The 21,828-nt window shown below is 62.6% G+C and carries 21 protein-coding genes and 1 other RNA gene; 10 read left to right on the top strand and 12 right to left on the bottom strand.

Features of this window, described 5'->3' with window-relative positions:
- Positions 1–26: 26 nt before the first annotated feature.
- The 7 genes from dksA to IWX85_RS02660 form a co-directional block, all read right to left on the bottom strand.
- A complete protein-coding gene (gene dksA, locus IWX85_RS02690; RefSeq protein ID WP_370584180.1) occupies positions 27–752 on the bottom strand; it encodes an RNA polymerase-binding protein DksA in 726 nt (241 codons plus the stop codon).
- Between the two features lie 342 nt (positions 753–1,094).
- Entirely contained in the window at positions 1,095–2,144 is a 1,050-nt protein-coding gene (locus IWX85_RS02685) for a GTP-binding protein (RefSeq protein ID WP_036809026.1), read from the bottom strand.
- A gap of 224 nt (positions 2,145–2,368) precedes the next feature.
- A complete protein-coding gene (locus IWX85_RS02680; RefSeq protein ID WP_196868670.1) occupies positions 2,369–3,667 on the bottom strand; it encodes a class I SAM-dependent rRNA methyltransferase in 1,299 nt (432 codons plus the stop codon).
- A gap of 81 nt (positions 3,668–3,748) precedes the next feature.
- A complete protein-coding gene (locus IWX85_RS02675; protein WP_196868669.1) occupies positions 3,749–4,798 on the bottom strand; it encodes a tyrosine recombinase XerC in 1,050 nt (349 codons plus the stop codon).
- Positions 4,795–5,505, bottom strand: coding sequence for a DUF484 family protein (locus tag IWX85_RS02670; protein ID WP_231379481.1), 711 nt, complete (start codon positions 5,503–5,505; stop codon positions 4,795–4,797). Before IWX85_RS02670 ends, IWX85_RS02675 begins: the two co-directional genes overlap by 4 nt.
- A 72-nt stretch (positions 5,506–5,577) precedes the next feature.
- Entirely contained in the window at positions 5,578–6,456 is an 879-nt protein-coding gene (gene dapF, locus IWX85_RS02665) for a diaminopimelate epimerase (protein WP_196868667.1), read from the bottom strand.
- Between the two features lie 242 nt (positions 6,457–6,698).
- Positions 6,699–6,878 (bottom strand): hypothetical protein, encoded by a 180-nt coding sequence (locus IWX85_RS02660; RefSeq protein ID WP_196868666.1) that lies wholly within the window; start codon positions 6,876–6,878, stop codon positions 6,699–6,701.
- Between IWX85_RS02660 and IWX85_RS02655 the strand changes: the two genes are divergently transcribed.
- The 4 genes from IWX85_RS02655 (at position 6,877) to IWX85_RS02640 (ending at position 10,992) form a co-directional block, all read left to right on the top strand.
- Positions 6,877–7,197, top strand: a complete 321-nt coding sequence (locus IWX85_RS02655; RefSeq protein ID WP_196868665.1) for a hypothetical protein — start codon at positions 6,877–6,879, stop codon at positions 7,195–7,197. The genes IWX85_RS02660 and IWX85_RS02655 overlap by 2 nt on opposite strands.
- A gap of 307 nt (positions 7,198–7,504) precedes the next feature.
- Positions 7,505–8,197: a hypothetical protein gene (locus IWX85_RS02650; protein WP_196868664.1), complete on the top strand. Its 693-nt coding sequence runs from the start codon at positions 7,505–7,507 to the stop codon at positions 8,195–8,197.
- 166 nt (positions 8,198–8,363) lie between these two features.
- Positions 8,364–9,998, top strand: coding sequence for an MBL fold metallo-hydrolase (locus IWX85_RS02645; RefSeq protein WP_196868663.1), 1,635 nt, complete (start codon positions 8,364–8,366; stop codon positions 9,996–9,998).
- Positions 9,999–10,125: 127 nt separating this feature from the next.
- Positions 10,126–10,992, top strand: coding sequence for a basic amino acid ABC transporter substrate-binding protein (locus IWX85_RS02640; protein WP_196868662.1), 867 nt, complete (start codon positions 10,126–10,128; stop codon positions 10,990–10,992).
- 61 nt (positions 10,993–11,053) lie between these two features.
- Here the strand turns inward: IWX85_RS02640 and nhaR are convergent, their stop codons facing one another.
- Positions 11,054–11,968: a transcriptional activator NhaR gene (nhaR, locus tag IWX85_RS02635; RefSeq protein ID WP_036808994.1), complete on the bottom strand. Its 915-nt coding sequence runs from the start codon at positions 11,966–11,968 to the stop codon at positions 11,054–11,056.
- A gap of 161 nt (positions 11,969–12,129) precedes the next feature.
- Between nhaR and IWX85_RS02630 the strand changes: the two genes are divergently transcribed.
- The gene (locus IWX85_RS02630) at positions 12,130–12,669 is read left to right on the top strand and encodes an Rrf2 family transcriptional regulator (RefSeq protein ID WP_036808991.1); all 540 of its coding nucleotides are present in this window, start codon (positions 12,130–12,132) and stop codon (positions 12,667–12,669) included.
- Between the two features lie 31 nt (positions 12,670–12,700).
- Here the strand turns inward: IWX85_RS02630 and rnpB are convergent.
- Positions 12,701–13,028: RNase P RNA component class A (rnpB, locus tag IWX85_RS02625), an RNA gene on the bottom strand.
- A gap of 63 nt (positions 13,029–13,091) precedes the next feature.
- On the opposite strand from rnpB, the gene cysK reads away from it, so the two are divergent.
- The 3 genes from cysK (at position 13,092) to IWX85_RS02610 (ending at position 16,917) form a co-directional block, all read left to right on the top strand.
- Positions 13,092–14,009 (top strand): cysteine synthase A, encoded by a 918-nt coding sequence (gene cysK / locus IWX85_RS02620; protein ID WP_036808989.1) that lies wholly within the window; start codon positions 13,092–13,094, stop codon positions 14,007–14,009.
- Positions 14,010–14,253: 244 nt separating this feature from the next.
- Entirely contained in the window at positions 14,254–15,915 is a 1,662-nt protein-coding gene (locus IWX85_RS02615) for an NAD(P)/FAD-dependent oxidoreductase (protein ID WP_196868661.1), read from the top strand.
- 132 nt (positions 15,916–16,047) lie between these two features.
- Positions 16,048–16,917: a ProQ/FINO family protein gene (locus tag IWX85_RS02610; RefSeq protein ID WP_196868660.1), complete on the top strand. Its 870-nt coding sequence runs from the start codon at positions 16,048–16,050 to the stop codon at positions 16,915–16,917.
- A 48-nt stretch (positions 16,918–16,965) separates the two neighbouring features.
- Here the strand turns inward: IWX85_RS02610 and htpX are convergent, their stop codons facing one another.
- The 3 genes from htpX to pyrC all read right to left on the bottom strand — a co-directional run bounded on the left by htpX (position 16,966) and on the right by pyrC (position 19,867).
- Entirely contained in the window at positions 16,966–17,850 is an 885-nt protein-coding gene (gene htpX, locus IWX85_RS02605; protein WP_036808980.1) for a protease HtpX, read from the bottom strand.
- Between the two features lie 104 nt (positions 17,851–17,954).
- The gene (locus tag IWX85_RS02600; RefSeq protein ID WP_370584179.1) at positions 17,955–18,794 is read right to left on the bottom strand and encodes a DUF3025 domain-containing protein; all 840 of its coding nucleotides are present in this window, start codon (positions 18,792–18,794) and stop codon (positions 17,955–17,957) included.
- A 5-nt stretch (positions 18,795–18,799) separates the two neighbouring features.
- On the bottom strand, positions 18,800–19,867 hold the full coding sequence (gene pyrC, locus IWX85_RS02595) for a dihydroorotase (protein ID WP_196868659.1): 1,068 nt from the start codon (positions 19,865–19,867) through the stop codon (positions 18,800–18,802).
- A gap of 126 nt (positions 19,868–19,993) precedes the next feature.
- Between pyrC and IWX85_RS02590 the strand changes: the two genes are divergently transcribed.
- Both IWX85_RS02590 and IWX85_RS02585 read left to right on the top strand, forming a co-directional pair.
- Positions 19,994–20,521, top strand: a complete 528-nt coding sequence (locus tag IWX85_RS02590; RefSeq protein WP_036813228.1) for a TRAP transporter small permease — start codon at positions 19,994–19,996, stop codon at positions 20,519–20,521.
- Positions 20,518–21,816 carry a TRAP transporter large permease gene (locus IWX85_RS02585; protein ID WP_196868658.1) on the top strand — a complete coding sequence of 433 codons (1,299 nt, stop codon included), beginning with the start codon at positions 20,518–20,520 and terminating at the stop codon, positions 21,814–21,816. The genes IWX85_RS02590 and IWX85_RS02585 overlap by 4 nt, the downstream gene beginning before the upstream one ends.
- Positions 21,817–21,828 lie beyond the last annotated feature (12 nt).

Below are 21,828 nucleotides of genomic sequence, written 5' to 3'. Positions count from 1 at the left end.
TCAGTGCATTGCGCAGGAATGGCCGATCAGTCGCCAAACATTTTTTGCTTGAGCTCGCGCCGCTGCTGGGCTTCGAGCGACAGGTTGGCTGTCGGTCGGGCAATCAGCCGGCCGACGCCGATGGCTTCGCCGGTTTCGTCGCAGTAGCCATAGTCGCCCGAATCAATGCGGGCAATCGACTGCTCGATTTTCTTGAGCAGCTTGCGCTCCCGGTCGCGGGTGCGCAGTTCGAGCGCATGCTCTTCTTCGATCGTCGCGCGGTCCGCCGGATCGGGAACAATGGCGGCGTCTTCGCGCAGGTGTTCGGTTGTCTGACCGGCGCTGTTGTGGATTTCCTGCTTGAGCACTGACAGCCGGTGGCGGAAAAAAGCCAGCTGGGTGTCGTTCATGTACTCGGCATCAGGCATCGCCTTGATTTCGGAGTCCGACAGCTGGTTGGCCGGCTTGGTCTTCCAGTTGTTGGCCAGTTGCGGATCCTTGGGAGCCGCCGCGTGAACAGGCGGCGCAATAACGCGTTCGGTCATCGTGGAATAGCTGGCTTTGGCGGCATCGGGCGCATGCGTGGGCAGCATGGGCGACGGCGCAGGGGTCTGGATCGCGGTGCGGGCCGAGCTTCTGCGTCCGGGCTTGAGCGGCGCGGAGTCCATGCGCACGGGCGCGGCAGGCGGCGCCTTGCTCGTCTTGCCATCCTTGGCCACCGGCTTGGCCGGAGTCTGCGCAGGGGTCTTGATTTTCTTTTCTGGGGTATTCACTGAGTCTCTCCTCTGGGAAGCGGCCCGGGGTGATGTCCGGGACCGCTTCTTTGCCTGGCAGCCCTGCGGCCGCCAAGCCCTACCTGGTGCCAGATAATCTGGTGTGTCTTTGCCAATCCAGCCCCTGAAACCGCCCTGAGGCAGCTTTCAGGCCTTGAACTGAGCGGGTTTCCCCGAGGCTGGCTTCCCGATTTGAATTCCCGGGTATTTTGATCGGCGCGCGATTGTAGCGGCTGGGCAGCGCGTTGCCAGGAACTCAACAGGAATCCTCTGGAAAATACTGGCGGCGTGGGCGTTTTCATGGCTAAAGAAAGGAGGGAGTCTGCAAGCCGCCAGTCTGCCTCAGACCAAGCATTGCTCAAGGCCTTGAAGAAAAATATCTTTCGGCAGGTCGATGCCGATGAACACCATCTTGCTGGTTTTCTTTTCACCCTCGGCCCAGGCCGGCCCCAGGTCGCTGCCCATGAGCTGGTGCACGCCCTGGAAAATCACCTTGCGATCCGTGCCGTCCATGTTCAGCACGCCCTTGTAGCGCAGCATGCGCGGGCCGTAGATGTTGACCACCGCCCCCAAAAAGTCCTCCAGCTTGGCCGGGCTGAATGGCTTGTCCGAGCGGAACACGAAGCTTTTCACGTCGTCATCATGGTGATGGTGGTGGCCGCTTTCGGCCGCATGCGAGGGATGGTCGCACTGCTCGCCGTGAACATGGTCGTGATCATGGTCATGCGATTCGTCGGCCTTGAGGAAATCCGGGTCGATGTCGAGCTTGGCATTGAGGTTGAAGCCGCGCAGGTCGAACACGTCGGCAATCGCCACCTCGCCGAAATGCACGGCTTTTTGCGGCGCGCGCGGGTTCATGTGCGTCAAACGGTGCATCAGCGCCTGCACTTCGCCCTCGGCCACCAGGTCGGTCTTGCTGATGAAGATCTGGTCGGCAAAACCGATCTGCCGGCGCGCTTCCTGGCGGTCATCGAGCTGGGTCTGCGCATGTTTGGCATCGACCAGCGTCAGGATGGAGTCGAGCAGGTACTGCTCGGCAATTTCCTCGTCCATGAAAAAGGTCTGCGCCACCGGGCCGGGGTCAGCCAGGCCGGTGGTCTCGATCACCACCCGGTCAAAGTCCAGCAGGCCCTTGCGCTTCTTGGCGGCCAGCAGTTGCAGCGTTTCGCGCAAATCTTCGCGGATCGAGCAGCAGATGCAGCCGTTGTTCATCTGGATGATGTTTTCCTGCGTGTCATTGACCAGAATCTCGTTGTCGATGTTTTCCTCGCCGAACTCGTTCTCGATGACGGCGATCTTCTGGCCGTGGGCTTCGGTCAGGATGCGCTTGAGCAGCGTGGTTTTGCCCGCGCCGAGAAAGCCGGTGAGGATGGTGACGGGAATCAAGCTCATGGTGGTGACCTAAAAAACGGGAAACGTGGGAAATACGCAAGGAACTGGGCGCCAGGCGAAACAAGCGAGATGAGGACTTTAGCCGTCCCTTCAAGACCCTGAAAGGCTTCGGTGCATGCAGGACTGGCGGCACAAGCAGTGAAATACAACTTAGATTGCTATTATTTATATAGCACAATACACATAACCATCATGCGCAATAAGCCGATTTGACCATTTAAAAGCTAGTTCCAAGGCCGTTTGACCAGCACCAGCCCCTTGAGGTATTCGCCTTCCGGAAACGCCACTGTCATCGGGTGGTCGGGTGCGCCGCCCATGCGCTCGCAGATGAAGGCGTCCACGCCCGCGTCGATTCCAGCCGACGCGACGATCTTGTGGAACAGGTCGGCGCTGATCCCGCCCGAACATGAGTAGGTGAAGAGCACGCCGCCGGGCGCCAGGATTGACAACGCCAGCCGGTTGATGTCCTTGTAGGCCCTGGCGGCGCGTTCGGCATGCGTGACGGTTGGCGCGAACTTGGGCGGATCGAGCACGATGGCGTCGAAGGTCCGACCGTCCTTCAGGTACTGGCGCAGCGACGCGTTCACGTCGGCATCCAGCATCGTGGTGCGGCCGGCGTCAAAGCCGTTCAGCGCGACGTTGGCTTTTGCGCGCTCGATGGCCGGGCCGGACGAGTCGATCGACGTGACGTGCTGCGCGCCACCGGCCAGCGCCGCCACGGTGAAGCCGCCGGTGTAGCAGTAGCAGTTCAGCACGTCCTTGAACCCGAGGCGGCGCGCGTAGGCGGCAAACTTCTGGCGGCTGTCGCGCTGGTCGAGGTAAAAGCCGGTCTTGTGGCCTTCGGCGACGTCCAGGCTCAGTGTCCAGTCATGCTCGGTGATGACGACAGCCGTGTCCAGCGCCGCACTGTCCAAGCCAGGGCCGCAGAACCGGCTTTGCCGGGCTGCAGGCGCACCGGCCCCCTCGGGGGGCAGCGAACCACGCGCAGCGGGGAGCGTGGGGGCTACAGATCCGGCCAGCCAGCCGGTGGCTTCCGGCAAGCCTTCGAGCGTGCGCACGCTGGCGTCAGAGCGTTCGTAAAGGCGTGTCAAACCGGTTTGCGCCAGCAGCGCGTCGACGATCACGCTTTTCCACTTCTCCGTGCCGCAGCTGGAAAACTGCGCGACCAGCGTGTCGCCGTAGCGGTCCACCACCAGCCCTGGCAGGCCGTCGGATTCGCCGTGGATCAGCCGCAGGCCGTCACTTTTGATGTCAAAAAGGCTTCTTGCGCTTATGGCCTCGGCGATACGCGCTATGAAAAACGAAGCATCTATGGGCTGTGCCTCGTGGAAGCTCCAGACCCGGGCGCGAATCTTCGACGTCGGGCTGAACGCAGCCCAGCCGAGAAACTGGCCGGCGTGGCTTTCAATGCGCACGGTTTCACCCGAATCGCCGTCGCCGCTGGCGATTGCACCCGAAAAAACCCAGGGATGGCGGCGCAGCAGGGAGCGTTCCTTGCCGTCTTTCAATCGAATAATGTTCATGGCGGTATTGTCGCGTCTCAAAAACGCCCGCCGCCCGCGGTGCCGGGGCAAGCGGTGACGGGGGCTTGCGCGCGGGAGTTTTCAGGCGTTTTCGGGTGACGGCCCGGGCGCTTTTCGGTGGGCGCCCTCGCTTGGCGGCGCGTCTGCTTTTGCGCCCGCGCCGTTCGACATCGCCCTTGGGTGCGCGGCGTCGTAGATTTTCGCCAGGTGCTGGAAGTCGAGCCGCGTGTAGACCTGGGTGGTGGTGATGTTGGCGTGCCCCAGCAGCTCCTGCACCGCGCGCAGGTCGCCGCTGGACTGCAGCACATGGCTGGCGAAGGAATGGCGCAGCATGTGCGGATGCACCGGCGTGGCCAGCCCGGCCTGCTGTGAGCGCTGCTTGAGGCGCACGCGGATGTGCTGCGGCGTGAGGCGGGTGCCGCGCAGGCTGATGAACAGCGCCTCGCGCCCTTCAGCTGCGGGAATCGCCGAGGCGTTGCGGATGGCCAGCCAGGCTTCCAGCGCCACCAGCGCTGCGCTGCCCACCGGCACGCTGCGCCGCTTTTCGCCCTTGCCCAGCACATGCGCCTCGCCGGCATCGCGGTCGATCCAGCCGCGTGCCTGGCCGCTGGCCTGCGCATCGAGACCCACCAGCTCGCCAATGCGCAGGCCGCAGCCGTAGAGCAGTTCGGTGATGCAGCGGTCGCGCGCTTCCATGAAGGTGTCAACGCCAGAGGCGTCGGCTTCAAAACCGGCCAGCTGCACCGCTTCATCGACGCTCAGCGCCTTGGGCAGCGGCTTGGCGACCTTGGGCGAGCGCACGTCCTGCACCGGGTTGCCGGGCACCAGGCCTTCGCGGCCCAGCCAGGTGTAAAAGCCGCGCCAGCCCGACAGGATCAGCGCGATGCCGCGCCCACTGCGTCCGCCGGAATGCATCTGCGCCACCCAGCGCCGCAAATGCGTGTGCTTCACATCGGGCAGCGCCACGCCGGCCTTGAGCGCCTGGGCCTGCAGCTTTTGCAGGTCGGCGGTGTACAACTCCACGGTGCGGCTGGCGAGCCGCTTTTCCACCCGGACGTAAGCAAGGTAGCGGCTGACCAGCGGGTCCGGTGCATCAGGCACGGCGCCCTGCGCTGGTGGCAAGCGCGTCATCCGACGTTTACGGCGGGCCGCGATGCGGCCGGCGCCTGCAAGCGCGACAGCGCCGCGCCGGCCAGTTCGCCGAGCCGTTCGAGGAATTCTGTGCCCATGCCGCTGTGAAAGCGCTGGGCATCGGTCGAGGCCAGCACCAGCAAACCGGACACCGGCGCGTCAAGGCTGGCGCGCAACGCAATCAGCGCCAGCGACTGCGCCTGCCCGGCGTGCGGCAGCCAGCGGACGGCTTCAAAACCGCTGTTGACGCCGCAATACGGCGCATTCAGCGAAGCCGCGAAACGCTGCACATCGTCGCCGACCTCCTGCGCAAAGTCTTCGCCGGCATGGGCAGCGTCCATCCCCCACAGCCTGATCGCGGCCTGAGGAATCTGGAACTCGCTGGCCAGCCCCTCGACGATGGCGCTTGGCAAGTCGCGCGCCTGCGTTGTTTGCAATAGCCGGCGCGTCCAGGACTGCATCTTCCCAGCAATCACCAGATTGTCCTGGCCGTGGCCGACCATCTCAAGCACACGGGTTTCCAGCGCCTTGATTTTTTCCCGCAGCAAGCTGGCCTGGCGCTCTTGCAGGCTGATGGCGCGGTCTCCATGGCCGCTGAACAGTTGCACCGATGCCAGCAGTTCGGCATGGCGCTCAAAAAAGTCGGGCTGGTTGGCCAGAAAATCGGCAATGTCGTCTTCGGTGAAGGGCTGCACGGCAAGGTTCATGGCAGGATTCATGGCGGTGTTGTCTCCATTTTTTTTAAAGCGGCGTCACCCTGGTGCACGGATGTCGGCGGGTCACAGCATATCGGGAACGTCGATCTCGGCTTCGAACACGGTCGTTGCCGGTCCGGTCATCATCACAGGCGCAGCGAGCGCGCCCGTCCATTCAATCGTCAGCGAGCCGCCGCGCGTCAGCACATCAACGCGGGTGTCGAGCAGCCCGAGCCGGATGCCCGCCACCACCGCGGCACAGGCACCGGTGCCGCAAGCCAGCGTCTCGCCGGCGCCGCGCTCGTAAACCCGCAGGCGAATCTGGCTGCGCGTGACGACCTGCATGAAGCCGGCGTTCACCCGCTTGGGGAAAGCCGCGTGGTGCTCGACCAGCGGGCCTATTTGCGCGACCGGAGCGCTGTCCACATCGTCCACCAGTTGCACCGCATGGGGGTTCCCCATCGACACAACCGCTACAAAAACTGGAGCTGCCTGCTCAAGCTCATCAAGCGCTAGAGGCCATTTTTGCCATGCACCGGCGGCTTCGGGCGTCAAGCCGGCGGGGTTGAACGGGATGCGGTTGAGTTCGAACTCCGGCGCACCCATGTTGACCGTGACACGGCCATCGGGCTGCATGCGCGGCTCGATGATGCCGCCCAGCGTCTTGACCTTGACCGCGTCCTGGGTGGTCAAGCCCTGCTCGCGAACGAAGCGCACAAAGCAGCGCGCACCGTTGCCGCACTGCTCGACCTCGCCGCCGTCGGCGTTGTGGATGACGTATTCAAAGTCGATGCCTTCGGCGGGCGAAGGCCGCACCGTCAAAATCTGGTCAGCGCCGACGCCAAAGTGGCGGTCCGCCAGGAAACGGTAATGCGCGGTGGTCAAGCCCAGCGGGCCGCGGGTTTCGTCGAGCATCACGAAATCGTTGCCCGCACCCTGCATTTTGGTAAATCGGATTCGCATGGAAGCGATTATCCCTGCGCCCTGTCCATGTCAGCGGCGCCAGCATGCGCTGCGTGGCATCGCACCAACACGCCGGCAACAACCAGATAGCCGTCAAAACCCAAGTCCGCGCTGACAAAGCCGGCTTTGCAGCCGCTGTCGCCAACTGCGACCAGAGCGCTTCGACGGCAGAAACGACATGCGCTGCAAAGCGCCCGCGCCGGTTCATTTTTCGCCATGCATACCTTGTGCAGCCCAAGCTCCTAGACCTCGCGGCAGGCCAGTACCAGCAAGGGTTCGGAGATGTCGCCATCAATGCGTAGCTGCGGCTGGCCACCGGCATCGGGCGCGCTTACCGGCACCAGTCCGTCCTTGCCGGCGCAGGCAAATCCGAATTCGAGCGGCAGCAGTGGGGACGTGACGGCGGCGTGTGGCAGCAGCATGGCTTCGCGCAGCGCTGCAGCATGCATTCTCCTCAAGCCATGTAGCAGTCCGACACCCTATGGATGGACCCAAACTGCACTTGCTGCGCGATCTGTTGCAGCCAGCACGAAAAAAATCCAGCAACCGGATATACAGCAAGCACCGACAAGAAAAGTGCTTGGCGCCATGGGTTCTGCACAGAATTATTTTGGTTTTCCTGGATTTTTTCCAAGACAAAAAGATAATATTTTTATTATCAATATCGACAAATATATCGACCGACCTTATTCCCAGACAATTCTTCAAATTTGCCAATTTTTTTTGCGCTGTACAACTTGAAATACATGGCAAATCAATGACGGAGTTTTTTGGAAAAATATTTCCCACCAGTATTTTTTATAGCGCGATGGACACCCGGCGTATACAAATGTAACAAGTAGTCCAAGCAGTTCAAAAAGTTACTTGTTAATTGGTACGTCACACATTCTTTGCGTTTGTTCTTTGACACCTGAATTACATGAATAATCAAAATTTACGAGACCGAATCAATAAAATTCCATTAGCATCAAATTGAGGGTGCGTAGGTCAATTGGTTGCATACAAGTCTGCACCTGTCTGTTGGGTAAGTAACAGGAAGGAATCCATCGTGTCCATTTCAAGCGTTCTAGCCAAGCGGTTTTCAAACTACGACAGCCAGCAATCCGTAGGATCAAAGTTGAGGACCAAACGCATCGCCCCTTTGCTGGAGATGATCGAAGAGGTCTTCAATATGCATGGCGCGGTGTCCGTTATAGACATCGGGGGATCAGAACAGTATTGGGGAATCGTGCCGTTGCAATACCTGACGGAACACAATGTAAAGATTACTATTGTCAATCTTCCCGGAAGCCGATTACCTGCGGACCACGGACCCTTTGCCTTTGTTGAATCGGATGGCTGTGATCTGGCACGGTTCAGTGACCGGTCATTTCACATCGCCCATTCAAATTCCGTCCTGGAACATGTTGGAGACTGGCGACGAAAGGTTCAATTTACAAAGGAACTTGAACGCGTCTCGCAGGCGTACTTTGTTCAAACCCCGAACTACTGGTTCCCCATTGAGCCTCATTTCATGACGCCGTTTTTTCACTGGCTTCCCGCACCCGCTCGCGTATGGCTGGTAAGACATTTCAAACTGGGGCATTTTGAAACCGCGGAGTCCATTGGGGACGCAGTCATGCTGGTAGAGCATGCCGATCTGGTGACCAATGACATGTTCCGCTACCTGTTCAAGGACGCCCGTATCGTGACGGAAAGATATTTCGGGTTGCCCAAGTCGTTCATCGCCTTGAAGAAATAAGGCAGCAGCCTGCGCACCTTGCGTGACGTCGAGAACTTTTTGGGAGCTTGATTTCACAGTTGATCGTTGGAATCAAGCAGGTAATGGACCGGTTCAAACGCCTATCCAGAAGAGTGAAGAGCCATGAGCGTGCAGCAAGAATGCGCTTCAAAAGCCATAATTCGCCATGGTCCGAACTGCCCAACTCCTTTACGCCCAGCGCGAACCAGCGCCCACCCGCCCGGCCGCGACCGTGCTGCTGCTGCGTGACACGCCGCAAGGCATTGAAGTGCTGATGACCCGGCGCTCCATGACGGCCAGCTTTGCGCCGGGCGCCTACGTTTTTCCAGGTGGCGGCATCGACGTGGCTGACGCGGCAGCGCATGCGCAGTCCACGCGCCGGGCCGGCCAGTCCGACCTGCACCTGACCCAGGCCATCGCCGCCATCCGCGAAAGCTTCGAGGAACTCGGCGTGTTGCTGGCGCGTCATGCTGACGGCCGCCATATCACCACCGAAGACATTGCCGCGCTGGACCGCAAGGCGCCGTTCGGCGCGCAATGCAAGGAACGCGGCCTCCTGCTGGCGGGCGAGGATGTCTTCACCCTGGCCCACTGGGTCACCGACCGCGATTTGCCGCGCCGTTTCGACGTGCCCTTCCTGGTCGCCCGCATGCCCGAAGGCCAGACGCCGGTGGCCGATGAAACCGAGCAGTTCGAACCCAGCTGGGTGCGCCCGGCCGAGGCACTGGCGCGGCACGAGGCCGGTACGTTCTTCATGATTTTCCCCACCCTGCGCACGCTGGAGCGCCTGGCGCAGTACGCCAACGCGGAGGCGGTGCTGACCGCCTGCGCGCATGAAAAGCCGCTGTGGATTTCCTGCCCGCGCGCCGGCCTGCTGGGCGGCCAGGATGCGCGCTACATGGAACACGACTCGCCCTACGGCGAGCTGGCGCTGACCAGCCCCGACGGCCAGATCGTGCATTCGCTCGACTGGCAGTGCCAGCACCCCGTGCCGCTGCTGAAAAACGTCATGCGCCTGACCGCGCCCAACCCCGGGATGATGACCGGCCCGGGCACCAACAGCTACATCGTCGGCACGGACGGCACAGGCTACATCGTGATTGACCCGGGGCCGGACAACGAGGCGCACATCCGGCGCCTGTTTGACGCGACCGGCGGGCGCATCAAGGCCATCGTCTGCACGCATTCGCACCCCGACCATTCACCAGGCGCCCGCCCCTTGCAGGCACTGTGCGCCCACCGCCCGCCCGTCCTGGGACTGCCTTCCGCCGACACGGCACGCGCCGACTCCCATTTCGCGCCCGATCGACCGCTATTAAATCAGGAGCTAATCAGGCTTGTCCATCAAGCGGAAAAACACACTTTAAAGGTCATCTTCACCCCCGGTCACGCCGCCAACCATGTGTGTCTGGTACTGGTCGAAGACGGCCTGCTGTTTTCAGGCGACCATATCCTGAACGGCAGCACGACCATCATCAACCCGCCCGACGGCGAGATGAACGCCTACCTCGACTCGCTGGACCGGCTCACCTGCGCCTGCAACGCGCACGAGATCGACTTCATCCTGCCGGCGCACGGCCATGTGCTCGGCGAGGCACCGCAGGCGATTGCCCAGCTCAGGGCGCACCGCCTGAAGCGCGAAGCCAAGGTGGAAGCGGCGATGCAAGCCATGCCTGACGGCACGACGAATGACTGGGTGGCGCTGGCCTATGACGACACCGACCCGCGCCTGTGGCCGATTGCCCTGCGCTCTCTGCAGGCGCATGTGGACCGCATCGAGGCGCTGCGGCGTGTTGCGTAAGGCACCAAGCCAGCACGCAGGTGCAACACTTACTTACCGATAGAGCCTTATACTTTTCTTTGGTCGTTCTGCCACTGAGGGTTTGGGCTGACAGGGCGACTGCCAATTAACTCTTCTGGGACGCTACATGCCAACGATCACGACGCGAAACTTTCTCAAAACCTCCGGCGTCCTGCTGGCCGGGCTGGTACTGGCAGCCTGCGGCAAGCAGGAACCGGCAGCCCCTGCCGCCGGCGCGCCTGCAGCGCCGCCCGTCGCGGCCGCCGCCCGGGTCTATGTCGTCGGCACCGATGCCGCCTATGCACCTTTCGAGTCACAAAACGACAAGGGCGAGATCGTCGGGTTTGACATCGACGTGGTCAAGGCCGCCGCGCAAAAAGCCGGCATCGAGGTCAAGTTCCTGAACACGCCGTGGGAGGGCATCTTCAATTCGGTGGCCCAGGGCGACCGCGATTTGCTGGTGTCGGCCATCACCATCACACCCGAGCGCCAGCAGACGCTGGATTTTTCAACGCCTTACTTCGACGCCCAGCAACTCATTGCCGTCAAAAGCGACTCGAAGATCGCCAGGTTCGACGATCTGAAAAAACTCAAGGTGGGAGTGCAAAACGGCACGACCGGAGACGAGGTCATCACCAAGCTGCAAGGCAAGGACAGTGCGAACATCAAGCGCTTCGAGTCCACGCCGCTGGCGCTGAAGGAAATGGAAGGCGGCGGCGTCGATGCCGTGGTGGCCGACAACGGCGTGGTGGTCCACTATGTCAACAACAACCCCGATTCGAAATTCAAGACCATCGCCGACAGCAGCTTTGCCTCCGAGCAGTACGGCATCGCGGTCAAGAAAGGCAACGCCGAATTGCTTGCAAAAATCAACAAGGGCCTGGCCGGCATCCGGGAAGACGGGACCTACAACAAGATCTATGCCCAGTATTTCGGCGCCGCGCCTGCCGCAGCAGGTGCGGCGTCAGCACCGGCTGGGACCGCATCGAAATAGACCTTCGCCACGGCGCGTGAAAGCGCATCTGTCATCCGCCATGGCGCCCGGCTTGACGTCATCAGGCGGCACGCCGACCCAGGCCATGCAGCAACTGCCCGCGTGCCGCCTGGGTGATGGCGGCGACGCACGGATGCGTGATGCGCCGGTCAATCGTGACCGCAAAAAAGTCTTCGACCATCTCGTCGGTGCGGCCGATCACTTCCACGCCATATTGCGTCTGCGTCTCGGCATCCAACACGCTGGCCGACATGAAAACGCCGCGCCCTTCGCGTCCGAAGGCTTTCATCAGCGCCCCATCGTCAAATTCGCCAATGATGCGGGGGTGAATCTGGTGCTTGGTGCACCAGCTGTCGAACTGCTTGCGTACCGATGAAGAAACGCCAAGGATCAGCAGCGGCGCATCGTTCAGGCACTGCGGGAAATCGCCCTTGAGCGTGCTTTTAAGCGCCGGCGTGCAAAAAAAACTCATGGGCGTGCTGCCCAATGGGTGGTTGAAGGCCTTGATGCTGACGCGGCCCGACATCGGCTCGTCGGCCATCACCAGGTCCAGGCGGTGCAGCGCAAGCTGGGCCAGCAAATCCGGGAACTTGCCTTCGCTGCAGATCAGCCGCACCGGCTGGGACATCGCCAGCGCAGGCTCCAGCAAATGGTAGACCACTGACTTGGCCACCGAATCGGCCACGCCGACACGGAAGTCCAGGGTTTTCTGGCCGCCGCTGGCCTGGCGCAGGGCCGTTTCCATTTCAGCCCCCAAGGCAAATATCTGGTCGGCATAGCCCAGCGCCAGCCGTCCCTCGTCGGTCAACTGCAGCTGGCGCCCGCTTTTGCGGAACAGCTGGCGCCCCAGCCAGGCCTCTAACAGCTTGATCTGCCCCGACAGCGTCTGCGGCGTGGTGTGAAGCTGCTCGCCGGCGCGATTGATGCCGCCGGCCTTGGCGGTAACCCAAAAGTAATGCAGGTGCTTGAAGTTCATGCGCTGGTTTCCCCGAAAATTTAGTGCTTGCTGAAGCAAGTTGTTTGATAGTTCGTATTTTTCGAAATGAAATGGATTTAAATACGAATTTACACGAAGTAAAAAGCTTTCTATAGTCAAGCGCATCACGTCATCTTTTTGATGTTTAAAGGAGACTTTCCATGCGCCTGAGCACCAAAAGCCGTTTCGCGGTTACTGCCATGATCGATATTGCCCTTCAGGGGAACGCCGGCCCGATATCGCTGGCCGACATCGGTATGCGGCACAGGATTTCAGTGTCCTATCTGGAGCAGCTGTTCAGCAAACTGCGCCAGAGCGGACTGGTCGAAAGCACCCGTGGTCCGGGCGGCGGCTACTCGCTGAGCCGCGCCAGCGAGAGCATTTCAGTCGCCGACATCATTGGCGCCGTCGAGGCCCATGCTGACAAACCGGGCAAGGCAGACGCAGCCCTGGCAATGCAGCAAGGCTCGGGCGAGTGGATGACGCAGGAATTGTGGGCGGCGCTGAATGCCAAGATGGTCGAGCACATGCAGTCGATCAGCCTGCGCCACCTGGCCAGCGAGCAGCGCGCCAAGGGCGTGAAAATCGAGGCACGTCCGGCAAAGCGCGGCGTCTTCAGCGCCCCCAAGCCCAAGCCGGTTTACACCACGGCGCCGAACTCGGTGTTCGCACTGGGCCGCTCGCTGCTGGGCAGCCGCTGAGCGCCAAGCGGCGCCTGGCGGCAAAAATAAAGTGTGAAGCCCGCCGATAAGCCGGATTCTGTGCGCCAGACTTCCTTTCGGTTGCCCGGTGTGACCGCCATTAATCTGGGCCGGGGGTCGCCCACCCGGCTCGGTGCCACCTACCCGCCAGCTCCGCGGAACCACGTCAACGCTGGCCTATTTGGTGTTGCTGCGCGTAGAGATTGCCCGTTTCACCCGGACTAAACCGGCTCGTCTCTGTTGCTCTGATCCTCACCTCGCGGTGGAGAGGTATTACCTCCTACGCTGTCCTGTGCAGTCCGGACGTTCCTCCAGTGCTTCCTTTCGGAAATTGCACCAGCGGCGGTCTGGCAGGCTTCACCCCTGCATTATGGCAGTGCGCCACAATGTGCTTTTGTTCATCGAAAACGAAAGGGAGCCCCATGAAAGCCGACAGCATCCTCGCCACCATTGGCAACACGCCCCATGTCCGCATCAACCGCCTGTTCGGCCCCGATGCGCAGGTGTGGATCAAGTCCGAACGCGCCAACCCCGGCGGCTCCATCAAGGACCGCATCGCGCTGGCCATGGTCGAAGCCGCCGAAAAATCGGGCGCCCTGCAGCCCGGCGGCACGATCATCGAGCCGACCTCGGGCAACACCGGCATCGGCCTGGCGATGGTCTCGGCCGTCAGGGGCTACAAGCTGGTGCTGGTCATGCCCGACAGCATGAGCGTCGAGCGCCGCCGCCTGATGCTGGCCTATGGCGCCAGTTTTGACCTGACGCCGCGCGCAGGTGGCATGAAAGCGGCGATTGCCCGCGCCCAGGAGCTGATCGCGGCCACGCCGGGCAGCTGGATGCCGCAGCAGTTCGACAACCCGGCCAACATCGACATCCATGCCCGCACCACCGCGCAGGAAATCCTGGCCGATTTTCCCGACGGACTTGACGCGCTGATCACCGGCGTCGGCACTGGCGGGCACCTGACCGGCTGCGCCCGGGTGCTCAAAGCCGCCTGGCCTCAATTGAAAGTGTTTGCAGTCGAGCCCAGCGCCTCGCCGGTCATCTCGGGCGGCGCACCCGCCCCGCATCCGATTCAGGGCATTGGCGCAGGTTTTATCCCAAAAAACCTGGATGTGAGCGTGCTCGACGGCGTGGTCCAGGTCGATGCCGAACCGGCCCGCGAGATGGCGCGTCGTTCGGCCAGCGAAGAGGGCATGCTGGTCGGCATTTCCTCGGGCGCGACACTGGCGGCGATTGCGCAGAAACTGGCCGAACTGCCGGCAGGCAGCCGTGTGCTCGGCTTTAACTACGACACCGGCGAGCGTTATTTGTCGGTCGAAGGCTTTTTCCCCGCCTGAAGCTGGCGCAGTCGCAGGCAGCACAAAACTTTTTTTGCTATCAATAAAATAGCTTCTTGTGCTTATGCATCATGCGCCAACAGCCTTTTTCATATAAAAACAAGCAAGGTTCATCGCCCAGGACTGATCCGAACGCCGAGCCCAGCCTTCGGCGGCGGGTGCGTCCGGCGTCAAGGCTGAACCCGGCGCGTTTTATCATGACGCCCTTCTGCTTGATAACCACAAGCCACGAACCGGACGAACCATGCTGCGACTGACTGAAATCAAACTCCCGCTCGCGCACGCTGAACAGGCGCTGCACGATGCCCTCCTCCAGACCCTTCACATCACGCCTGCCGAACTGGCGAGCTTCACGGTGTTCAAGCGCAGTTTTGACGCCCGCAAGGCCGTGATCATGCAGGTCTATATCGTCGATGTGGGTCTGGCCGATGCGGCGCTCGAAGCCGAACTGCTGACCAGACACGCCGGCAATCCGCATATCTTTCCCACGCCGGACATGGCTTACCACCCGGTCGGCAGCGCTCCGGCCAGCCTGCCACTGCGCCCGGTCGTCATCGGTTTCGGGCCGTGCGGCATGTTTGCCGCGCTGGTGCTGGCGCAGATGGGTTTCAGGCCCATCGTGCTGGAGCGCGGCAAGACTGTGCGCGAACGGACCAAGGACACCTGGGGTCTGTGGCGCAAGAATGTGCTCAATCCCGAATCCAACGTGCAGTTCGGCGAAGGCGGCGCCGGCACGTTCTCCGACGGCAAGCTCTACAGCCAGATCAAGGACCCGCGCCACCTGGGCCGCAAAGTGATGAACGAGTTTGTCAAGGCGGGCGCGCCCGCCGACATTCTTTACGAAGCGCATCCGCACATCGGCACCTTCAAGCTCGTCAAGGTGGTGGAAAACATGCGCGAGCAGATCATCGCCCTGGGCGGGGAAATCCGCTTTCAGCAGCGCGTGACCGACGTGCTGATCGAGGGCGGGCCGGACAACCAGCATATTCGCGGCCTCACGGTGCTCGACCAGGTGACCGGCCAGACGCATGAGTTGCGCGCCGACGATGTGGTGCTGGCGCTGGGCCACAGCTCGCGCGACACCTTTGCCATGCTGCATGCGCGCGGCGTGTATGTCGAAGCGAAACCTTTTTCCATCGGCTTTCGGGTCGAGCATCCGCAGGGCCTGATCGACCGCGCCCGCTGGGGCCGCCATGCGGGCGACCCGGCGCTGGGCGCGGCTGAATACAAATTGGTGCACCACGCCAGCAATGGCCGGTCGGTGTACAGCTTTTGCATGTGCCCGGGCGGCACCGTGGTGGCCGCCACGTCCGAAGCTGGCCGCGTCGTGACCAATGGCATGAGCCAGTATTCGCGCAACGAGCGCAATGCGAACGCCGGCATCGTCGTGGGCATTGACCCGCGCGACTATCCGGGCAGTCCCTTGGCCGGCCTTGCGCTGCAGCGCCAGCTTGAATCGCATGCGTACGTGCTGGGCGGCAGCACCTACGAGGCGCCCGGCCAGCTGGTCGGCGATTTCGTGGCCGGGCGGCCGTCCACGGGCCTGGGCAGCGTCATGCCGTCGTACACGCCTGGCGTGGCCATCGGTGACCTGTCGTCCGCCCTGCCCGTCTATGCGATCGATGCCATGCGCGAAGCCTTCCCCGCCTTTGGCCGGAAGATCAAGGGGTTCGACCTGCATGATGCGGTGCTGACCGGCGTGGAAACGCGCACCTCGTCGCCCATCAAGATGAGCCGGGGCGACGACATGCAGAGCCTGAATGTTCGCGGTCTGTACCCGGCCGGCGAAGGCGCGAGTTACGCCGGCGGCATTTTGTCGGCCGGCGTCGATGGCATCAAGGTGGCCGAAGCGGTGGCGCGCAGCCTGTTGGCCGAAGCTGAATGCGCGCGCACGCTGGCCGCCTGAAACGTGCGCCCTTCCCGGATGGGGGATACTTCGCCCTCACGGTTTCACACCGCCAACGCCAAAAACTCTGGCCTCCTGTTTCTGAAGCGAAGCCCAGGCGTCGCCCAAACCTCAACCTGACAGAACTGATTGATGACTGATACCGTAACCAACCCTGAACTCGAATCCACCCCGGCAGTAGCCCCCGCACCCCAACGCCCGGCCCGGCAGGGGGGCCGCGGCCGGACGCCGGCAAAACAGCAAAACCAGGCCCGCGCGCCGCGCGCCGTGCATCCGGTGTTGCAGCAGCTTTTCGATCTGTACCCCAAAATGTTCGGCGCGCAATTCCTGCCGCTCAAGCTCGGCGTGTTCCAGGATTTGCTGGCGCTGCACCCTGACCTGTTCAAGCGCGACGAACTGAAGGTCGCGCTCGGCCTGCACGCGCGCTCCACCCGCTACCTGGAAAGCGTGGCGTCCGGCTTGCAGCGCCACGACCTGAACGGCGAACCGGTGGAGCCGGTGGCTCCGGAACATGTCCACCACGCCATCATGGAAGTGTTCCGCAGGCGCCAGGCGCGCTCGAACCAGGACTTGCGGCCTTACGCGCGCGCGCAACTGATCGAGGCGATCGAAGCGTCCGGGCTGAGCCGGGAAAGCTACCGGCTGTGCATCCGCCAGCAGGACGAGGTGTCCACGTCATTGCTCGACGACGTGTTTGCCGAACTGGCCGAACAGTCCGCCAAGCGCGATGCGCTGCTCAGGATGTTTGAAGCCAGCGGCAAGACGGTGGCCGAGTTTTCGGACATGTACGGCATGGAGCCGGACGAGGTAAGGCGTACGGTGGAATGGGCACGCGCCGACCAGGCGGCGCATGCGGTTGCACTTGCAAAGGCGCAAGAAGTCCCGGTGACAGCAGAAGCAGAAGCAGAATCTGAGACTGAGACTGAGACTGAAGTCGAAGTCGAAGCCATGCCGAAAGCATCACCTGAGGAATCGACAGCGAAGGCTGGCACGGCGCCATGAAAAAGGCCGGCATTCAGCCGGCCTTCAAAAAATTGCCAGGAGCCCGGATCAGCCCTGTGCGTTTTGCAGCGCGGCAATGCGCTCTTCAATCGGTGGATGGGTGGCAAACAATTTTCCCATGCCGCCGGTGATGCCCATGGCTTCAACGGCCTTGGGCAGCTCGCCCGGCTGCATGCCGCCCAGGCGGGCCAGCGCATTCATCATCGGTTGCCTGCGGCCCATGAGCCGCGCGGCGCCCGCATCGGCGCGGAACTCGCGGTGCCGCGAGAACCAGGCGACGACGATGGCCGCAGCAAAGCCCAGCACGATGTCGAGCACGATGGTGCTGACGTAATAACCGATGCCAGGGCCGGAATTGTTGTCGCTGCCCTTGCGCAAAAAGCTGTCCACCGCATAGCCGATGACGCGCGACAGGAACACCACGAAAGTGTTCATCACGCCCTGGATCAGCGCCATGGTGACCATGTCGCCATTGGCGATGTGGGCGACCTCATGGGCGATCACCGCCTCGATCTCTTCCTTGGTCATGCCCTGCAGCAAACCGGTGGTCACCGCCACCAGCGACGAGTTCTTGAAGGCGCCGGTGGCAAAGGCGTTCGGCGCGCCCTCAAAAATGCCGACCTCGGGCATGCCGATCTGCGCTTTTTCAGCCAGCTTGCGCACGGTCTCGACAATCCAGGCTTCATCGGCGTTCTGCGGGCCTTCAGCGCCATTGATCACGCGCACGCCGGCGCTCCACTTGGCCACTGGCTTGCTGATCAAGAGCGAAATGATCGCGCCGCCAAAGCCGATGACCAGCGCAAAGCCGAGCAGCATCGGCAGGTTCAGGCCATTGGGCGTCAGGAAGCGGTTCACGCCCAGCAGACTCGCCACAATGCCCAGCACGGCCACGACGGCAATGTTGGTCAATACAAACAAAAAGATGCGTTTCATGGGTTCTCCGGGACGCGTTGAATAAAAACAGGAAAAAAAAGCACCACGGGTACAGGCCCGAATTGTGCATATCTCGGCAGGAAATGGGGGAGTTTCAGACCATATCAAGCTTTTCTGTATGGAATATGGCGGGATGGGGCACCGGGTTTTTTCTGATTTACCCCCTGGCTGGGCGGGCGAAAAACCGACCGGTCATCATAAAAGGAAACATCCTCGTTGCCAGGCCACCAGCCGGGCACGCCCAGCACCGGCAGGGGCAAAAAAGGCTTTCCAGCGAGCGTGGCGGCGTTCAGGTCATCGGCCACCCAGGCATCCAGCGCCGCTATCGAATCAATAGCTGGTTGTGCCCGGTAGACATGCGCAGTGATGGGTTTTCGTGCGTGAACCAGCTTTTCCAGCAGGGCGTGGCCGAACAGGACCAGTTGCGCCTCGGCCCAGAGCGGGCGCAAATCAACAAACAGCCGCCGCCAGTCGCGCGCCGCCAGCGCGTCCCACACCGGCGGCGGCGCCAGCAGGAAGGCGGCGTTTTCATCCAAAACGGTCAGCGCATCACGCACCGGGCCGCGCAGGGCGGTGACGCCGGCACAGGCAATTTCGGCCGCCTGCAACTGGTTCAGCCGCTGCTTGGTGGCGGGAAAGCGCATCCAGCACAGGCCGTTGAAAAAATCGTGCAGGTTGTCGCGGGTCGGTACGCTGCCGCGCTCGAAAATGAACTGCTCGTAGGCCATGCCGGGCGGCAAGTCAGATTGCGGCACAAAGCTGACGGGCGCGCAGCCGTGTGCGTTGAGCGCATCAGCCATCGTGGCGCCTGACACGATCAGTGACTGCACCCCTTGGCCATGGGTGCGCCAGCCGTCGAACCAGCCAGGGTGCCAGTCGATACCGGCCAGTCCCTTTTCAGACAGCGGTGTCAGCGGGAAAGGAACGGTCTCATCTTCGGGCACCGCGCTCACTCAGCCAGCAATTTCCACGGCAGGGCTTCGCCGCTGCGCAGCGGCTTGAGTTCCGCCTCGCCCAAGGCAAAGCTCACCGGCGGCGTCCAGCTTTCCCTTGCCAGCGTGATCGTGCCGGCGTTGCGCGGCAGGCTGTAAAAATCGGCGCCGTTGAAGCTGGCAAAGGCTTCAAGCTGGTCCAGCGCGCCGGCCGCGTCAAACGCTTCGGCATACAGTTCCATGGCGGCATGGGCGGTGTAGCAGCCGGCGCAGCCGGTGGCATGCTCCTTCAGGTGCGCCGGGTGCGGCGCGCTGTCGGTGCCGAGGAAAAATCGCGGATTGCCCGATGTGGCGGCCTCGACCAGCGCGAGCCGGTGCGTTTCGCGCTTGAGCACCGGCAGGCAGTAGTAATGCGGGCGGATGCCGCCCGTGAAGATGGCATTGCGGTTGTACAGCAGGTGGTGCGCCGTGAGGGTGGCACCCAGAAAGCGGTCGGACTGCGCGACATACTGCGCCGCTTCCTTCGTCGTGATGTGCTCGAACACGATTTTCAGTTCCGGAAAATCGCGGCGCAGCGGGATCAACTGCGTGTCGATGAACACCGCTTCGCGGTCGAACAGGTCAATCTCGGGCGAGGTCACTTCGCCGTGCACCAGCAGCAGCAGGCCTTCGCGCTGCATCGCTTCCAGGGTCTGGTAGGTCTTGCGCAGGTCGGTGACGCCGGCGTCGCTGTTGGTCGTGGCGCCCGCCGGGTAAAGCTTGGCCGCAACCACGCCGGCATCCTTGGCGCGCTTGACTTCGTCGGGCGGCAGGTTGTCCGTCAGGTAGAGCGTCATCAGTGGCTCAAAAGCCACGCCCTCGGGCACGGCAGCCTGGATGCGTTCGCGGTAGGCCAGCGCCTGCGCGGCGGTGGTCACGGGCGGGCGCAGGTTGGGCATGATGATGGCGCGGCCAAACTGCGCGGCGGTGTGCGGCACGACCGTGTGCAGCGCATCGCCGTCGCGTACATGCAGGTGCCAGTCGTCGGGCCGGGTGATGGTGAGTTGGGAAACCGGAGTCAAGGGGATGGAAGTGGCTGAAGTCATGCGCTGAATTGTCGCACCGGCTCAAGGAAACTCCCGATGCGTCAGGCACCGCCGCACCGTTGCGATGCAGGCCGGCTGCAGGATAATCCCGGCTGTTTCAACTCTTGCGACCCAGGCTTGCCGTTCATGTCTTCCCCTCCCCACGCTGGCCCTGCGCCTGAAACCATTTTGCCCCTTGATGAGGTCGGCGAGCCGACCCGGGTGCCGCTCCAGATCGAAGACTGGCTGACCGTTCTTGTCATGGGCGCGCTGGCGCTGATCACCTTTGCCAATGTGCTGACCCGCTACTTCACCAACCAGTCGTTTGCCTGGACCGAGGAGTTCTCGGTGTTTTTGATGATCGTGCTGGCGCTGGTCGGCAGTTCGGCGGCGGTGGCGCGGGACCGGCATATCCGCATCGAATACTTTTCCGACAGCGGCTCGATGGCGCGGCGCAAGAAGCTGTCGCGGCTGGGCGCGGTGCTGGTGGCCTTGCTATTCACCCTGATCGGCGTGCTGAGCATCCGTCTGGTGTGGGACGATTACCGGTTTGGCGAAACCTCGCCGGGCATCGGGATTCCGCAGTGGTGGTACACCATCTGGCTGCCGATCCTGTCCATCGGCATTGCACTGCGCGCCGTCGGCCTGTTCATCCGCCGGGGACGCCGGGCATGATCGTCACGCTGCTGTTTCTGGCGTTCATCGCCATGATGCTGGCGGGCGTGCCCATTGGTGCGGCGCTCGGCCTGGCCGGCGCCACGGCGATTGCGCTGGCCAATGGCGATTCGCAGTGGTTCGGCCTGCTGGCCGTTCCGCAGAACTTTTACGCCGGCCTGGGCAAGTACCCGCTGCTGGCGATTCCGATGTTCGTGCTGGTCGGCTCGATTTTCGACCGTTCGGGCGTCGCCCTGCGGCTGGTCAATTTTGCCGTCGCCATCGTCGGGCGCGGCCCGGGCATGCTGCCGCTGGTGGCGATTGCCGTGGCAATGTTCCTGGGCGGCATTTCGGGCTCGGGCCCGGCCTGCGCGGCGGCGGTGGGCGGCGTGATGATCGCGGCCATGAACCGCGCCGGCTATCCGGCAGCGTTTTCGGCCAGCGTGGTCGGCGCGGCGGCGGCGACCGACATTTTGATCCCGCCATCGGTGGCCTTCATCATCTACTCGGTGCTGGTGCCGGGCGCTTCGGTGCCGGCGCTGTTTGCGGCCGGCATGGTGCCGGGCGTCCTGGCCGGACTGGCGCTGATCGTTCCGGCGGTGTGGCTGTCGCGCAAACACAAGATGGGCGCGCTGGAAGCCAGCATGCCGCGCCCGCCTTTCTGGGCCAGTTTCAAGGAAGCCGTCTGGGGACTGGCCGCGCCGGTGCTGATCCTGGGCGGCATGCGCGCTGGCTGGTTCACGCCGACCGAAGCGGCGGTAGTCGCCGTGTTCTACGGCCTGTTCATCGGCATGGTGATTTACCGCACGATCTCGGTGCGCGACCTGTTCCCGATCCTGCGCGAGTCGGGCGAGTTGTCGGCGGTGATTCTGCTGGTGGTGTCGCTGGCCAGCATTTTTGCGTATTCGCTGAGCACGCTGGGCGTGATTGACCCGCTGACCAACGCCATTGTCCATTCCGGGCTGGGCGAGTACGGCATTTTGTCGCTGCTGATCCTGATGCTGATCACCGTCGGCATGTTCCTGGACGGCATTTCGATCTTCCTGATCTTCGTGCCGCTGCTGCTGCCGATTGCCCAGTTTTACCACTGGGACCTGGTGTGGTTCGGCGTCATTTTGACGCTGAAAGTGGCCCTCGGCCAGTTCACGCCGCCGCTGGCCGTGAACCTGATGGTGTCGTGCCGGATTGCCAACGTGCGCATGGAAGAAACCGTGCGCTGGGTGGTCTGGATGCTGGGCGCGATGTTCCTGGTGCTGGTCGCCGTGATCGCCTTCCCCGAACTGGCCCTGTGGCTGCCGCGCAAGCTGGGCTACTGAGTCCGAACCCCT

Source organism: Polaromonas sp. CG_9.11 (assembly GCF_015752225.1).
In the GTDB taxonomy this organism is placed as follows: Bacteria; Pseudomonadota; Gammaproteobacteria; order Burkholderiales; family Burkholderiaceae_C; genus Polaromonas.
Note: the sequence above shows the minus strand (reverse complement) of the source record. Positions and strands in the feature narration are given on the sequence as shown.